The sequence below is a fragment of the Candidatus Eremiobacteraceae bacterium genome (assembly GCA_035295225.1).
Classification (GTDB): Bacteria; Vulcanimicrobiota; Vulcanimicrobiia; order Eremiobacterales; family Eremiobacteraceae; genus JABCYQ01.
In genome coordinates this window covers 1-15259 of the sequence record DATGJI010000026.1, presented here as the reverse complement: position 1 = coordinate 15259, position 15259 = coordinate 1, and the positions used below count along the sequence as shown (strand labels likewise).

Sequence of the window (15259 nt, the reverse complement as noted above, 5' to 3'; positions counted from 1 at the left end):
CTAGTGCGCGAGACGTTGACTCAGCGGATCATCACACCGCGGACGATCCTCGTTCCTGTTATGCGATCCTGCACCGACGGCCGCCAGAAAAAACCGGCGAGCGGCAGAACGAGAGCGAGCGACCAGAAGGCGACGAAGTACTGCCAGATCGCGCGCCCAACGCTGACGCGTCCGTAATCCGGCCGCACGACGCGCAGCCCGAGCACCATCATACCGAATGTGCGTCCGACGATCCCCACGAGAATCGCGCTATAGACGAAGACGAGTAGGAGCGCGACGACGTCGGGCAGACCCATCTCGATGAGCGGCAGATGCGCGGCGGTCCACTGGTCCACAAACTGCTGCAGCGTCGACGCCGCTATGTCCGAAGCGTGGACGACGGCGGGTTTGCCGGATGTGGTGATGCTCGTTTGGACGACCTTGCCCGAGCTGACGATAGCGCTGACGACGACCCAGTCGAGCAAGAAGGCGGTGGCGCGCAGCCACACGTTCGCGCAAGCCTTCTTGTCCACTTCGCGGGGCAGCGCCGCTGCAGCGGGTTGCGGCAGCGCCGGCTGCGGTTTGGCCGCTGCCTCGTCGAGGCGCGCGCGCCACGTCGCGAACAGCGGCGAGATCGCGAAGACTTCGAGCTCGCGCAGACGATTCGTGGCGTAGGGTTCCTGTCCGAGCAGCTCGCCAAGTTTGAACGTGGGATCGGATTGAACTTCTTGGCGCTGATCTCGGAACGCCGTGTAGTCGACGTTTTTCGAGACTTGACGAAAGGCGCAGGTGAAGATCGCGCGCGCCGCGGCGTCGATGGATCCGCAGCACAAAAGACCGATGCGGTCGGCGGTGTACTCCGTGCGCCGCATCCACGCTCCGAAGACCGCCGAGACGAATGGGTTCTCCCTGCCCGAAGCCGAGAAAAGCGACGTGATGCGCGTGTGACCGGCCGCGATGTGCCCGAGTTCGCGACCGATGAGGAAGGTCAGCTCATCGTCGTCGAGATGCGGCAGCCACGTGCTCGAAACGACGATGGCATACGGCTCTTCCAGACCGACTGAGGTGACGCACGAATAGGGATCTTCGCGCACGAAGACATGCGGAACCGCCATTCCCAATGTCCGCGCGCAGCGCGTGGCGATGGCGTACGGGGTAGGGAGCTGTCGTTCGTGCAGGCGGACGCTCGTGCCAAGGAGCCTGCCGCGTGCGATGGAGACGTAGATCATGGCAGCGACGATCAGAAACGCGAACTGCTGCGCCGTGATCTGTTCGCGCAGCGCAAAGCCGACGAGTCCGGCGGTCGTAGGCGCGAAGAGAAGCGTCAGGAAGAGCGCGCGATTCTCACCGCGCCAACGCAGCGAGTCTGGTCCCGTGAAGAACGATGCGGGTCCCATGCTGCGGCAATTCTCTCGCCCGTGCGGACTGCCCCCTTCCCCTCCAGCGGTAGGTCCGGCCGCCTGCGCGCCAAAAGCATTCGACGATGAGCTCGGTGACGGAGATGATCGCTGCGCGGCTTGACGCGCTTCCGTCCAGCCGTGCCCTCTATGGGCTCGTCGGCCGCATCTCGGCAGGCGCGTGGTTCGAAGGCTACGATCTGTTCATGCTCGCGTACATCTCGCTCGGCATGATCCGCTCAGGCGTGTATACCGCCACTGGATCCGGTTTCGGCAGCATTCCGGCTTTCGCCGCGGCCGGTTTCTTGGGAATGTTCGCCGGCGCGTTGCTGTTCGGGTCGATCTCGGACCGATTCGGCCGGCGCTCGGCATTCCTGTGGTCGCTCGTGTGGTATTCCGTTGCGACGGTCACGATGTCGATCGCGGGCGGCCCATTCGCGATCGACGGTTTTCGGTTTCTCGCGGGCCTCGGGATCGGCGTCCAGCTCGTGACGGTGGATGCGTACATCAGCGAGATCGTGCCCCCGTCCGTGCGCGGACGCGCGATCGCGCTCAGTCAGACGATCACGTTCACCGCGGTCCCGGCCGCCGCGTTCATCGCGCAGGCGCTCGTGCCCCACGCGTATTTCGGCTTCGACGGCTGGCGTCTCGTCGCGCTCGCCGGCGGTCTGGGCGCCGTCTTTGTAGCGCCGTGGTTCCGGTCGCTGCCCGAATCGCCGCGTTGGCTCGCGGCCCGCGGACGGCACGTTCAAGCCGTCGGCGCGCTTCTGCGCATCGAGACCATCGTCGGCGCCGGTTCCGACGCTGCTTCGATCGAGTTGGCGGAAAGTTCGCCCATCGCGCGCGCCTCATGGACGGAGATGTGGGATGAAAGGTATCGCGCGCGCAGCGCGATGCTCGTGATTTTCAATTTTTTCCAGACGATCGGATTTTACGGCTTCGCCTCGTGGGTGCCGATCCTGGTCTTCGCAGAGGGCGTGAGTTTCGTGCACTCGCTTTTGTACACGGCGCTCATCGCTTTGGCAGCGCCCCTCGGGCCCGCCCTTGCGGCTTTCGTCGGAGAGCGCTGGGAGCGAAAATGGCAAATCGTCGGGCTTGCCGCAGCGAGCGCGTTTCTCGGGTTGGCGCTGGCCGTGACACGCGCGCCGGCCGGAATCATCTGCGCCGGTATCGGCGTGACGCTCGCCAACAACTGGTTCTCAAGCGCGTTTCACGCTTATCAAGCCGAGCTCTATCCGACGCGCATTCGCGCGCGGGCGGTCGGTTTCGTCTACTCCTGGAGTCGTTTAAGCGCCGTGTTCGTCGGGTTTTGGATCGCCGACATCTTGGCGCGGTATGGTCCGGGCGGCGCGTTTGCGTTCATCGCAGCCGGCATGGCTATCGCAGCCGGCGTGATCGCAGCCGCCGGACCGCTTTCGCGCGGCCGGCGGCTGGAATCGCTCGCACCCTAGGCGCGCATGCCCTTAGCGATCGTCAACGCGACCGGTAATCCGAAGAAAACGGTGTGTCCGATCAGATTCTTCGCCAATGTGAGCGCGTCGGGCACCCCGGCCGGTCCGAGGTGCTTGATCGCGAGCAGCATCGTCATACCGAGCATCACAACGACGCCGTAGAGCAGCCCGCTCAGCACGGGTCGTTGGACGAGCGCTGGCGCTCGGAGCGCGGCGGCTCCATAGATCAACGCCCAGGCGATGCTGATCACGAAATGCATGATGAAGCCAAGCACGGCGTACGATGGCGATGTGAACGCGACCCCGCCGACGAGTCCGGAAGCCACGAATTGCCAGATGGCGATCGGGCTCATGTGGTTGACGACCGCGAGGAACGCGTCGATGAGGACGCCGCCGGTGACACCGGCGGCGACCCCGGCCGCGATCATGTTGACGTCGTGGCGTGCGGCTGCGCGCTGCATGACTACGCGGCCTTCCGGCGCGGCACGTCGCGGTGTTCGTCAAGGTCGAGCAGATCGGGCCACGTCGTCACGTCGCCGCGATCGGGCGCGATTTTGTTGCGCAAGTCCATGAAGAACTTGAAGCTGTCCGAATTCGGCTCCGGCGAGATCTTGAGATAATCCGCGTTGAACGCAGCGATTTCAGCAGGCGTTTTCTTGCTGAGATATTTCTCGTCGAGCAATGCGCCGAGCTTCTTGTCGTCGTTCTCCGAGGCGAGTTTCTCGAAAGTCTCGTGGTCGATGCCGACGAACGCGAGCACTTTCTGATCCATGCCGCAGTTGTAATGATATTCGCCGACCGTTCCGGCCGCATGTGCGCGCGCCTTATCGGTCGTCCGCGCGAGCATGACGACGCCGTCGAGGGATGTGTCTTTCACGCTGCGTGGCACGTCTTTGGTAAGATCCATGAGTGGGTGATCCTTTCAGGTTCAGCCTACGTACTCACTTTTCGTGTGTAGGCTATTTAAAGTGACTTACGTATTGTAATATACCCACCCAAAATTGTAAATAACCCACTTTTGCGGGACAATTAGGTGCGCGAATGTAGGGCGGACCTTTATGGTCCGCCGGCGCGCGAATGTGGGGCGGCGCGCCATAAAGGCGCGCCCTACATCCGGGGAACTCGCAGCTTCTTCCTGAGGGCCGCCATCTCGATGGCAGCGACGGCTGCTTCGTAGCCCTTGTTGCCGCCGGCCGGATCGGCGGCTGTATGCGAGGCGGTGCCTCGCCGCTTCTTGCCGGCTCGGGCCCATGCCTGACCGGCGTTCTCCGTGGTGAGCACACCAAAAATCACGGGCACGCCCGTGGCTAGCGCGACGTAAGCGATCCCACGAGCCGATTCGCCGGCCACGTACTCGAAGTGCGGCGTCTCGCCGCGGATCACGCAGCCGAGGCAGACCACCGCGGCGTATGCGCCGCTGCGGGCAAGCCATAACGCCGCTAGGGGCAGCTCGAATGCGCCCGGCACTTCAAAAGTTTCCACTCTTGCCCGGCCCGCGCGATCGGCAAAAGCGCGCAACGCGCCGGCATGCAGCGCATCGGTTATCTCGTGGTTGAATCGCGCTCGGACGATCGCAAACGCCGAGGCCTTCGTCACGGCGAGCCGTCGGCGTTGGCGAGCAGGTGCCCGAGCTTCTCTTCTTTGGTCTTGAGGTATCCGGTATTGAACTCGTCGCGATCCATGATGAGCGGAACGCGTCCGGTCATCTTGAGACCGTAGCCTTCAAGGCCGACGATCTTGCGGGGATTGTTCGTGATGATCTTCATCTCTCGCACGCCGAGATCGTAGAGGATCTGCGATCCGATGCCGTACTCGCGCTTGTCGACCGGCAGACCAAGTTTCACGTTTGCCTCGACGGTATCCGCGCCGCGGTCCTGGAGTTCGTAGGCCCGCAGTTTGTTGGCAAGGCCGATCCCGCGGCCTTCTTGGTGCAGGTAGAGAAACACGCCGCGCCCTTCGTGCGCGATGATCGCGAGGGCCGCGTCGCGTTGTGCCGCGCAGTCGCAGCGCTTGCTGCCGAGCGCGTCGCCCGTCAGACACTCGGAATGGACGCGGACCAAGACATCCTTGCCTTCGCCGAGTTCGCCCATCACGAGCGCGACGTGGCAGGCTCCGTCGAGCAGCGATTCGTAGCCGAAGCCGCGGAACGCGCCGTGGCGCGTCGGCATGCTGAACTCCGCGATCCGCTTGACGAGCAGTTCGTGGCGCATGCGATATGCGATGAGGTCTTTGACGGTCATCAATTTGATATCGTGGCGCGCGGCGAACTCTTCCAGCCCCGGCCGGCGCATCATCGTGCCGTCCTCATCAAGGATCTCGCAGATCACGCCCGCAGCTGTGAATCCGGCGAGGCGGGCAAGATCGGCGGCCGCTTCCGTCTGCCCCGCGCGAACGAGCACGCCGCCCTCTCGAGCGCGGAGCGGAAAGGTGTGGCCCGGGCTGACGAAATCCGCAGCGGTCGAATTCGGCTCGACGAGTGCTTGAATCGTGGCGGCGCGATCGAACGCTGAGATGCCGGTCGTGGTGCGGACGCGCGCTTCGACCGAAACGGTGAACGCGGTCTCAAAGCGCGACGTGTTCTCGCTCACCATCATCGGGATGTGCAGTTCGTCAAGCCGCGTGCCGGTCATGGAGACGCAGATCAAGCCGCGTCCGTGCTTGGTCATGAAATTCACGGCGTCGGGTGTGACCAGCTCGGCGGCCATGGTCAGATCGCCTTCGTTCTCGCGATCCTCGTCGTCCATGACGATGACCATCTTGCCGGCGCGGATGTCGGCGATGGCGTCTTCTACCGGGCTGAGTGGCATATTGGTAGGTTCTACGGGCGGCCGCCGGGTTACCGCTGGGCGGCTGTGCCTATTGTCGCGGCTACATGCCGGCGGCTTTGTCGGCATCGAGCCAGACGTCGTCGACCGCCATCCGTTTGGTCGTCTTCGGATATGTCCCAACCGGGAACTTCGCCGTATAGGCTGACGCGACCGCAGCCAAATATTCGAAGTTCTCCCACAGCGCCGGGCCGGCAGATCGCCGCATGATCGCAAGGACCGGCGTCAGCGATTTCCAGCTGGTCTCCACGATTCCACCCCAGAGATCGCACGCGATATCCGCGTCGATGATGTCGTGTTTGACGAAACTCCCCATGGACTCGAAAAAGTTGCCGACGATGTTTATCGCGCGGAGGTCGCCCGAAAGCGGCGGGCTCAGGATCTTCGCGCGGATCGCTGGATCGTTCATCTTCTCCGGCAGTTCGCGGCGCACAAAAACCAGCGCGGCGGCGAACGCCTCCGACTCGAGCACCTCGCGGCACTCGGTGAGCGCGACGATCTGATTGCCGCCTCTGGAGTGGCGCAGTTGCGCGAGCGCGGCGATCGCGGTGGCCGCGATGACGACGAGCGTCCCCACGGACGCGAAGGTATTGAGCGCTTCAAGACTCACGGCGCACCTTTTCGGACGATGTTCGCGACATAGCGCGCGAATGGATCGGCTTCGACATTCAATGCGTCGCCCGGTGCTTTCAACCGCATCGTCGTTCGCGCCAACGTCTCGGGGATCAACGCGACGGCGAACCTGCCGTCGTCGACTGCGGCGACGGTAAGGCTGATCCCGTCGAGCGCGACGTATCCTTTCTCGCAGATGAGCGGATCGAGTGCGGGCGGCGTCGCGCACCACAGGCGCAGGCCTTGGCCCTCGGGGTCGATGCGCAAGATCGTGGCCGTGCCGTCCACGTGACCGTACACGACATGGCCGTCGAGCGCATCCCCGACGCGAAGGCTCGGTTCGAGATTGACTTCGTCGCCGGCGACCAGCGAACCGAGATTGGTCCGCGCGAGCGTTTCCGGCACGACGTCAAAGGTCAGCTCACCGGCCGACGCTTCGATGAGGGCGACCGTCAGGCAGACGCCGTTGACCGAGACGCTTGCGCCCGATTCGGCTCCGCGGCCGATCTCGGCAGCACCGATCGTCAAGCGAGTGCCGCCGATCGGGTTCGGTGCATTTTTCAGCACTTCGCCGCGTGCTCTGACTAAGCCGGTGAACATCGGTTCAATCTTCTCGCGCTAGTTCGATGAGCGAGAGCGCACCGTTCGAAGCGATAGCTGCGTCCACAGCGACGACCGAGTCGGGATAGTACACGTCGTAGAAGACGAAATCTTTTCGATCTCGATAGGTGCGCCCGCGGTAGATCAGACGCTGCGGCGATCCTTTGATTCCGGCATCGGCGCACATCTGACGCATCGTCGGAGGTGCGAGCGCACGCGCGTAGTCCGCCGTGACCAACGCAGGGTCGATCGATCCGCGCTGCATGCCGGCGAGCACGGCAGTCACCTTTCGCGTAATGCTGGAGTCTTCGCCGGCTGCAGATACCATGTCGGCCGCTGCCGCGGCTGCGCTCGGCGGTTCGACGATCGAGACGACGCGGCGAAAGAACAGATCTTCATCGAAAGGATCGCCGTTGCTCAGCGCAGCGATCTCCAGACCGTCATCGGGAAACGTCGCGTTCTCGCCGGCGAACCCGACGTTCAGACCTTGATGGAAGATGTAACGGCGGCCGTAGAGATGCCCGAGGTCGAGCCCGAAACCGTAGCCGCCGCGCATGCCATACCCGTGCGAGAGCGGCGAGAACGTCATCTCGCGCCACGACGCTCGGCTCACGACTCTTCCATTATCGAGAGCAGCATCCCAATGCACGAGATCGGTCACCGACGCATCAACGGTACCGTCGCCGTAGCCGAGATCGTCGGCTGTTTGGGGCGCCTCGACGATCTTGCCACCCGCGTACGTATAGCCGACCGCACCATCCGGAAGATCGTGCGGGATCATGCGCGCACTCGTAGAGCGCAGGCCGAGCGGCCTGAAGACACGTCGCGCGAGGAAGCTGCCGTACGACTCGCCGCTGACCTGTTCGACGATCATTCCGAGTATGACGTAGTTCGTGTTCGAGTATTCAAAACGAGAGCCCGGTGAGAAGTCGAGCGGTGCGTTCTTGATGAGGTCGACGAACTGCGCAGCAGTCGCTTTGTGCGGCACACCGTCCACGATCGAGTAGTCGGGGATTCCCGATGTGTGGTTGAGCAGCTCGCGCAACGTGATCTGCCGCGCGTAGCGGTAGTCCGGAAGGTAGCGCACGAGGCTGTCGTCCACGCTCAGCTTGCCGTCTTCTTGCAGCAGCAGTATGGCAACGGCCGTGAACTGCTTAGTCATGGAGGCGATATTATAGACGGTGCCCGGATCTGCCGGCGCGCGCTTCCGTACATCGCGGTAGCCGTAGCCGTTGGCGTACAGTATTGCGCCGTTGCGCGCTATGGCGATCGACAAGCCGGGAAGGTGTTGGTGGAGCATGGTCGCGGCGGCGAGCGAATCGATCCGACGCCGCTGCTCGGCTGAAAGGACCGGCCGTGAATTCGGTCCAGGCTGTGAGGTGACGAGAAGCGCGGCGATCAAAGGCGCAATCACGTTGCGGGCACCGCTTCGACCAGAAGATCTTCCCCGAGCATCACCGCAGATTCGAGGTGCAGGCGAGCGGCGCCCGCAACGCGGTCGATGGCGGGAGCGACCGTTGCCGCGCCGAGGATCTCGGGTGCTATGAACCAGTAGATCTTGCCGACCAGTTTTTGCGCGAGCAAGGCCGTGGCGATGGTCGGTCCGCCTTCGCACAGCACGCTGAGAATATTTTGCTGCGCCAGTTGTGATAGGAGATCCGCGAGGTCGACGTGGCCGTCCGGCGTGGAAGCGCACGTCACGACTTGCACGCCTCGTTCGAGCAGCGCGTCGCGACGTTCCGCCGGGATCGCGGTCGTCGCGGCGACCATTGTCGGCGTGGTCGCGGCGTCTTGTACGACGTGACTTGCGAGCGGCGTGCGGCCGTTGGAATCCGCGATGATCCGCAAGTACGGCACGGCGCGGGGCCGTGCCGGACGGACGGTGAGCTCCGGGTTGTCGGTGATCGCCGTGTGGACGCCGATCAAGACCGCGTCGTGTTCGAAGCGCAGATCGTAGACAAACGCCGCGGCCTTTGCCCCTGTCAGCCGGTGGCGCACGCCGGCGCGCGGCGCGATCGCCCCGTCGATGCTCGCCGCCATTTTGAGCGTCACGAACGACCTCGCGCGGCTGCGGTGATGGAGATACGCGAAGTTCAGTGCCGCGGCGCCGCTTGCTTCAACGCCGACCGCGACATCAATGCCGGCGTCGCGGAGTTGCTGGATGCCTTTTCCGCGCACGCGCGGATCTGGGTCTTCGATAGCAACGACCACGCGCCTGATGCCCGCTTCCACTATTGCCTGCGTGCACGCCGGCGTTCTGCCTCGGTGGTCGCAAGGTTCTAACGTGACGTAGAGCGTGGCTCCTCGCGCTCGATCACCCGCCGCTCGCAATGCGATCGTCTCGGCGTGGTCGGAACCAGCGCGCTCGTGGTACCCTTCGCCGACGACCGCACCGCCGGATGCGACGACGATCGCGCCAACCATCGGATTTGGACTTGTATTGCCGCGACCTTTCGCAGCGAGCTCGAGCGCACGCTGCATGAATCTCGCATCGTCCATGCCGGGTTGTTAGCCGCCGCTGTGGGCGCTACCCTCGGGCCGAACGTTGGTCAGAGTCGGATCGCCAAGGCCGCCCCGATGACTGCCGCGGCACCGCTCGAGTGCAGCGCGGCGGCGCACGACGCTAACGTCGACCCCGTGGTCACGACGTCGTCGACGATCAGCACGCGTCGGCCGAGAACACGCGTGGCCCGCCGCCCTGCGCCGAACGCGTCACGGACGTTGGCGCGCCGCGCTGCGAGCGGCAGCCGGCTTTGCGGTGCCGTTGCGTTTGTGCGAACAACCGCTTGGTTTTCGAGCGCGACGCCAAGTGTCGCGGCGACGGCGCGAGCGATGAGCGCGGCTTGGTTGAATCCCCGTTCTCGCATGCGCGCCGGATGCAGCGGCATCGGCACTACCATATCGAGGCTTAGCGCGATCGACCCGGCAAGAAAACAGCCAAGCGTGTGCGCGACGTCGCATCTGCCGCCGAACTTGATGCGACGTATGGCTCGCGCGAGCGCGCCGCTATATGGGCCGAGAGCGACGGTGAATGGCGCGCCGGACTTTGCAGCGCGGGTCACCGGCGTGTGACGCATACACGCAGCCAAACAATATTCACACAGTGTCGAGCCGAGAGCGTCGCAACCCGCGCAACGCGTCGGCGCCACGATCCCTGCGATCCAGGCAAACGGAGCGAGCATGAGGCCGTGTTATCACGCAATCGCTTTTCATTGGAAATGTAGGGCGGACGTTTATCGTCCGCCTTTTGAAATGTGGGACGGACGTTTATCGTCCGCTTTGGAAATGTGGGGCGGTCGTTTATCGTCCGCCGGCGGACCTTAGAGGTCCGCCCTACATTACCGAATGCGAGAGGCGCGGCCGTAGAGGCCGCCTTCGACGAACGCATTGGGTTCGACGACGACGTCGTCAGCGAGAATCGTATTGAGCAGATGCGCGTTGGGTCCGACCTTGACGCCGCGCCACACGATAGACGAATCGATGATAGCGCCGGCGCCGATCCGGGATCCCGCGCCGATCGACGCAAAACCCTCGATGCGCACGGTCGGATCGATCGTCGCACCCGCGCCGATGAGCGCGCCGTCGCGGACCGTCGCGCCGTCCGCAATGGATAGTCGCACTTTGCCGGTGAGCGCGTTCGCGTGCGCGCGACGGTATTCGGACGGGGTGCCGATGTCGCACCAATATGCGCGCTGTCGCATTCCAAAGAATCGCGCTTCGGCCGCGAGGAGCTCGGGAAACACTTGTTTGCCGAAGTCGTAAAACGTGGCGGCAGGAATGCGCGCGAGCAGTTGCGGCTCAAAGACGTAGATGCCGGTGTTGACGAGTTTGCTGCGCTCGGTTCCTTTGGCCGGCTTCTCTTGAAAATCGGTGATCCGGCCGTCCGCTTCCGTGACGACGACGCCGTATTGCGAAACGTCATCGGCTTCCACGAGTACGATCGTCGCTTCTGCGCGGCGCTCCCGATGGAATGCAAGCGCAGCGCCAAGATCCACGTCGGTCACGTCGTCGCAGCCGATGACGACGAACGTCGAATCGAAAAGCTGTTCGACTTGTTTGACGGCACCTGCGCTTCCCATCAGCGTGGATTCGCGCAAGTACGACATGCGGACGTTGAAGTTCTCGCCGTCGCCGACATATCTCTCGACATCCTCGGCGAAATAATGGACGTTGACCACGAGATCGCTGACGTCGTGCACGGCAAGATAGTCGATGACGTGCCCGATCACCGGCCGGTCGAGCACGGGCACGAGCGGCTTCGGGAGATCGTTCGTCAGCGGCTGCAGACGCGTCGAGAGTCCGCCCGCGAGAATCATTCCGCGCATGGTCAGCGCGCTTGGTTTGCGCCGCGCTCCCGCAACGCCTGCGCGAGCACGAGCGCCGCGAAACGCGGCAGCGCGAGTTGACGCCGCAGCCGCGCCGGCTCGCGGACAAGCCGATAGAACCATTCCAATCCGGCTCTTCGCCACGACGCAGGCGCACGCGTGACGCGACCCGCCCAAACGTCCAGAGCTCCGCCGACGCCGATGCACACCGCATCGCCGAGGGTCTGGAAGTTCTGCCGGATCCAGACCTCTTGCAGCGGGAAACCCATTCCCACGAGCACGAGTCGCGCGCCAGATGCACGGATCACATTCGCGAGCTCCGCATCATGGTCGCGATCGAAATATCCGTGATGCATGCCGCAGATCACCACGCTTTGAAACGCGCCGCCGAGCGCCTGCGCGGCGCTCTCCGCGACACCAGCCGCCGCTCCCAGGATGAACAGGCGGATGGAAGCCGGCGGACTTTCGCGTAAGATGCGTTCGACGAGATCGATGCCGGCGACGCGTTCGTGCAATGGCCGCCGCAACACGCGCGAGGCCCAGACGATGCCGACCGTATCGGGCACGACGAGGTCCGCGCCGTTGATCGCCGCGCGATACGCGTCGTCGCGTGCAGCGAGCGTCGCCATTTCCGCGCCGAGCGTCACGACGTGCGCCGGACGGCCTTGCCGAATCCAACTCGTGATCGTCTCGGCGGCTGAGCTCGCATCGACGGCGTCCACGCGGCAGCCGAGGACGACGAGCGGGCTATCGCCGGTCAATGGTCGTTCTTGAACCTGGCCTCACGTCGCCGCGGCGGTGGTTTGAGCCGTCGCCAACCAAGGAGCGATCGCTGCGGCGAGAACGCGTTCTTGCTCGGCGTTCAGGTCGCACAGCGGCGGCCGGCATGAGCCGACGTCGAACCCGAAGTGCCGCATCGCAGCCTTGACCGGTATCGGATTCGACACGGCGAAGAGCGCGCGGATCAACGGCAGCAGGCTCGCATGCAGCGCGCGGGCAGCGTCGTTGTCGCCGCAGGCGAATGCCGCGAACATCGCACGAATATCGCGCCCCGCGACGTGGCTCGCGACGCTTACCACGCCGCAGCCTCCCACGGAGGCTGTGGGCAGAGCAAGGTGATCGTCGCCCGCGTACACGTCGAAATCGTCCGTCAGGTTCGCGGCGATCTCGGCGATCTGCATGAGGTCGCCGCTGGATTCCTTGACCGCGCGAATCCGCGGATGCGCCGAAAGCGTGACGAGCGTTTCGGGCAGGACGTTCACTGCCGTGCGCCCCGGAATATTGTAGATCATCACGGGAACTACGGACGCATCCGCGATCGCGCGAAAATGAGCGACGAGCCCGGCCTGCGGCGGCTTATTGTAAAACGGCCCGACCGCGAGGATGCCGTGCACGCCGGTCGAGCATGCGCGGCGCGTGAGCTCCACGGACGAGCGCGTGTCGTTGCCGCCCGTGTTCGCGATGACCGAAGCGTTGTCGCCCACAGCCGCGACCACTACGCGAAAGAGCTCTATCTTCTCTGCGTCGGTGAGCGTCGGTCCCTCGCCGGTCGTGCCGCTGACGACGATCCCCGTCGAGCCGTTGTCGCACAAATATTCGGCGAGTCGCCGTGCTTCATCGAGGTTGACCGAACCGTCCGACTTCATCGGCGTGATCATCGCCGTGATGAGCGGACCGAATCGACCTTGGCGCATCTTTTACCCCTTCAACCCAAAATATTCGTGCAGCGCATTTTCGGCGACCGAGGCTTGCGCCCCCGGCACGAGCACCGAGACGGTGATATTCGAATCGGTGCTGTGGATGATCGTCACGCCGCTTGCCGAGAGCGCATCGACGACGCGGTACACGACGCCTGGGGTGCCGCGCATGCCGGCACCGACGATCGAGATCTTCGCGCATCCCCGGCGCGCGCGCAACGAGATCGGCTGCCCCGCAAGCGCGCGTTCGGTCGCGTCGAACTGTGCGTCCGCGACGATGAAGAAAACGCCGGCTGCATTGACATTGACGCAGTCGATGCTGATATTTTCTTCGGCAAGCGATTTGAACAGCGCGCGCTCCCAGCCGCTCGCCCCGCCGGCGCCTTCAGGCGACGCGTGGACGAACGTGTAGCCGTCCACCGCCGCGATGCCCGTGACCGGATGGGCACGGTCGATCTCCGCGTCATCGTCGATCGCGGTGCCGACTCCGCTTTTCAGGCCCCGCACACGAAGCGTCAGGCGAGAGCGATGCGCGACTTCCGCCGCCTTGTCGTGCATGACGCGCGCCCCGTGCGACGCAAGCTCGGATAGTTCTTCGGATGTGAGCGACGCGATGGTGTGCGCATCGGTCACGCGCCGCGGATCGGCCGTCATCACGCCGTCCACGTCGGTATAGACGTCGACCGGTACGTTGCCCAGGGCGTCCGCGAGCGCGACCGCCGTGAGATCGCTGCCGCCGCGTCCGAGCGTGGTGATGATGCCGTCCTCGGTGGCGCCTTGGAAGCCGGCGACGATCGGCGTGACGCCCGCCGCCAGGAGATCGAGCAGCCGCCGAGCGTCGACGGAGCGGATCGCGGCATCGCCGTGCGATTCATCGGTCGTGATGCCGGCCTGCGCGCCGGTCAGAGCGAGCGCTTTGACGCCCTTTGACTCGAGCACTTCGGCGAACACCGCAGCAGCGATCGTCTCGCCGCATGCAAGCAGCAGATCTCGGTTCGGTCCATCCGCCGCGGTCTGCGCAAGCGCGAGGAGCGAGTCGGTGGCGTACGGATCCGGCGTCCTCCCGATAGCCGACGCGACGACGATCGGCGCGTGACCCGACCGCAGCGCATCCATCACGCGCTGGGCCGCAAGACCGCGCAATTCGGCGGTGGCAAGCGACGAACCGCCGAATTTCAAGACGACGATCTTAAGGCTGTCGCGCGCCGCCTGCGCGCTCATGTGGCGACGCCGCTCGCCGCGCCGATAGCTTCGGCGATCTGTACCGCATTCGTCGCAGCGCCCTTGCGCAAGTTGTCGCATGCGATCCAGCAGAGCCACGCTGACTCATGGGCATCGTCGGGGCGCAATCGCCCGACAACGACGTCGTCGGTGCCGACGACGTCGAGCGGCGTGGCGTAGCCGTTGCCGTCGAGAAACTTCAGCCCGTGCGCAGCACGCAATACGCCGGCGATTTGCGCCCGCGTGGCCGGCCGCCGCGTGCCGAACGAAACCGCCTCGCAGTGCCCGACGGCGACCGGCACGCGCACGGACGTGGCCGAGACGCGCAGATCTGGGAGTTCGAGTATCTTCTTCAACTCCGCAGCGATCTTCCGTTCTTCGTCGGCGTGGCCGTCCGCATCGAACGAACCGTTCTCTGGTATGACGCTCCCTGCGACGCGGCGCGGCAGCGCCTCAACCTCTTGCGCTCCCGCGCACTGTGCGCGATATTCGTCGAGCGCGGCTCGCCCGGCGCCCGAGACGCTCTGATAGGTAGCGACGCTCGTCCAGACGAGTCCAAATTCTTGCGCGATCGGTGCAAGCGTCAACGCAAGCGGGATCGTGGCGCAGTTGGGGTTTGCGATGAGGCGGGCGCCGATCGCCCGTGCAGCATTGATCTCCGGCACGACGAGCGGCACGCTCTCGTCGAGTCTGAACGCGGCCGATTTGTCGATCACGAGCGCGCCGCTCGAAGCCGCTGCGCGCGCATACGCCGAGCTCGTCGCGGATCCGGCGGCGAAAAACGCGATATCGACGCCCGCCAAGTCGCCGGCGCCGGCGAGTTCGCGCACCGGCCACGATTTGCCAAACGCCGCGCGCGTGGAACCCCCCGACCGAGCGCTTGCGAACAGTGCGAGCTTCGAAGGTTCGAAGCCGCGCTCTTCCAGCGTCGCCAAGAGCGACTCACCGACCAGTCCGGTCGCACCGACGATCGCGATGCGCGCGCCGCGCTTCACAGCAGTTCTCCGATTCCGTCGACGAAGCGATTGAGGCCGCGAGCCGCACGAACCGCCATCAGGATGCCGGGCACGAACGATGCGCGCGAAGACGAGTCGTGCACGATCGCGAGCGTCTCCCCGTCGCCGCCGAAACGGACCTCCTGGTGCGTGATCA

16 protein-coding genes are annotated in these 15259 nt (G+C 64.7%); 1 reads left to right on the top strand and 15 read right to left on the bottom strand.

Going from position 1 to position 15259, the window contains the following annotated elements:
• Positions 1 to 20: 20 nt before the first annotated feature.
• Positions 21 to 1376 (bottom strand): M48 family metalloprotease, encoded by a 1356-nt coding sequence (locus VKT51_04820; protein ID HLJ83475.1) that lies wholly within the window; start codon positions 1374 to 1376, stop codon positions 21 to 23.
• Between the two features lie 86 nt (positions 1377 to 1462).
• Here VKT51_04820 and VKT51_04815 point away from each other — a divergent pair, with 86 nt between their 5' ends.
• The gene (locus VKT51_04815) at positions 1463 to 2827 is read left to right on the top strand and encodes an MFS transporter (protein ID HLJ83474.1); all 1365 of its coding nucleotides are present in this window, start codon (positions 1463 to 1465) and stop codon (positions 2825 to 2827) included.
• Here VKT51_04815 and VKT51_04810 read toward each other — a convergent pair.
• The 14 genes from VKT51_04810 to VKT51_04745 all read right to left on the bottom strand — a co-directional run bounded on the left by VKT51_04810 (position 2824) and on the right by VKT51_04745 (position 15102).
• Positions 2824 to 3288 carry a hypothetical protein gene (locus tag VKT51_04810; protein ID HLJ83473.1) on the bottom strand — a complete coding sequence of 155 codons (465 nt, stop codon included), beginning with the start codon at positions 3286 to 3288 and terminating at the stop codon, positions 2824 to 2826. The two genes, VKT51_04815 and VKT51_04810, sit on opposite strands and share 4 nt — an antisense overlap.
• Positions 3289 to 3290: 2 nt before the next feature.
• A complete protein-coding gene (locus VKT51_04805; protein HLJ83472.1) occupies positions 3291 to 3734 on the bottom strand; it encodes a DUF5069 domain-containing protein in 444 nt (147 codons plus the stop codon).
• A 200-nt stretch (positions 3735 to 3934) separates the two neighbouring features.
• The gene (ribH, locus tag VKT51_04800) at positions 3935 to 4423 is read right to left on the bottom strand and encodes a 6,7-dimethyl-8-ribityllumazine synthase (GenBank protein HLJ83471.1); all 489 of its coding nucleotides are present in this window, start codon (positions 4421 to 4423) and stop codon (positions 3935 to 3937) included.
• Positions 4420 to 5634 (bottom strand): bifunctional 3,4-dihydroxy-2-butanone-4-phosphate synthase/GTP cyclohydrolase II, encoded by a 1215-nt coding sequence (locus tag VKT51_04795; GenBank protein HLJ83470.1) that lies wholly within the window; start codon positions 5632 to 5634, stop codon positions 4420 to 4422. Before VKT51_04795 ends, ribH begins: the two co-directional genes overlap by 4 nt.
• A 61-nt stretch (positions 5635 to 5695) precedes the next feature.
• The gene (locus VKT51_04790; GenBank protein HLJ83469.1) at positions 5696 to 6262 is read right to left on the bottom strand and encodes a hypothetical protein; all 567 of its coding nucleotides are present in this window, start codon (positions 6260 to 6262) and stop codon (positions 5696 to 5698) included.
• On the bottom strand, positions 6259 to 6864 hold the full coding sequence (locus tag VKT51_04785; GenBank protein HLJ83468.1) for a riboflavin synthase: 606 nt from the start codon (positions 6862 to 6864) through the stop codon (positions 6259 to 6261). Before VKT51_04785 ends, VKT51_04790 begins: the two co-directional genes overlap by 4 nt.
• 4 nt (positions 6865 to 6868) lie before the next feature.
• Positions 6869 to 8278, bottom strand: a complete 1410-nt coding sequence (locus VKT51_04780; GenBank protein HLJ83467.1) for a serine hydrolase domain-containing protein — start codon at positions 8276 to 8278, stop codon at positions 6869 to 6871.
• Positions 8275 to 9363 (bottom strand): bifunctional diaminohydroxyphosphoribosylaminopyrimidine deaminase/5-amino-6-(5-phosphoribosylamino)uracil reductase RibD, encoded by a 1089-nt coding sequence (gene ribD, locus VKT51_04775; GenBank protein HLJ83466.1) that lies wholly within the window; start codon positions 9361 to 9363, stop codon positions 8275 to 8277. Before ribD ends, VKT51_04780 begins: the two co-directional genes overlap by 4 nt.
• Before the next feature lie 50 nt (positions 9364 to 9413).
• Positions 9414 to 9926 (bottom strand): phosphoribosyltransferase family protein, encoded by a 513-nt coding sequence (locus VKT51_04770; GenBank protein HLJ83465.1) that lies wholly within the window; start codon positions 9924 to 9926, stop codon positions 9414 to 9416.
• Positions 9927 to 10202: 276 nt separating this feature from the next.
• Positions 10203 to 11189 carry an NDP-sugar synthase gene (locus tag VKT51_04765; protein HLJ83464.1) on the bottom strand — a complete coding sequence of 329 codons (987 nt, stop codon included), beginning with the start codon at positions 11187 to 11189 and terminating at the stop codon, positions 10203 to 10205.
• A gap of 2 nt (positions 11190 to 11191) precedes the next feature.
• Entirely contained in the window at positions 11192 to 11950 is a 759-nt protein-coding gene (locus tag VKT51_04760) for a WecB/TagA/CpsF family glycosyltransferase (protein HLJ83463.1), read from the bottom strand.
• 21 nt (positions 11951 to 11971) lie between these two features.
• Positions 11972 to 12883 carry a 4-hydroxy-tetrahydrodipicolinate synthase gene (dapA, locus tag VKT51_04755; protein ID HLJ83462.1) on the bottom strand — a complete coding sequence of 304 codons (912 nt, stop codon included), beginning with the start codon at positions 12881 to 12883 and terminating at the stop codon, positions 11972 to 11974.
• A 3-nt stretch (positions 12884 to 12886) separates the two neighbouring features.
• Positions 12887 to 14107 (bottom strand): aspartate kinase, encoded by a 1221-nt coding sequence (locus VKT51_04750; protein ID HLJ83461.1) that lies wholly within the window; start codon positions 14105 to 14107, stop codon positions 12887 to 12889.
• Positions 14104 to 15102 (bottom strand): aspartate-semialdehyde dehydrogenase, encoded by a 999-nt coding sequence (locus VKT51_04745; protein HLJ83460.1) that lies wholly within the window; start codon positions 15100 to 15102, stop codon positions 14104 to 14106. Before VKT51_04745 ends, VKT51_04750 begins: the two co-directional genes overlap by 4 nt.
• Between the last annotated feature and the right edge of the window lie 157 nt (positions 15103 to 15259).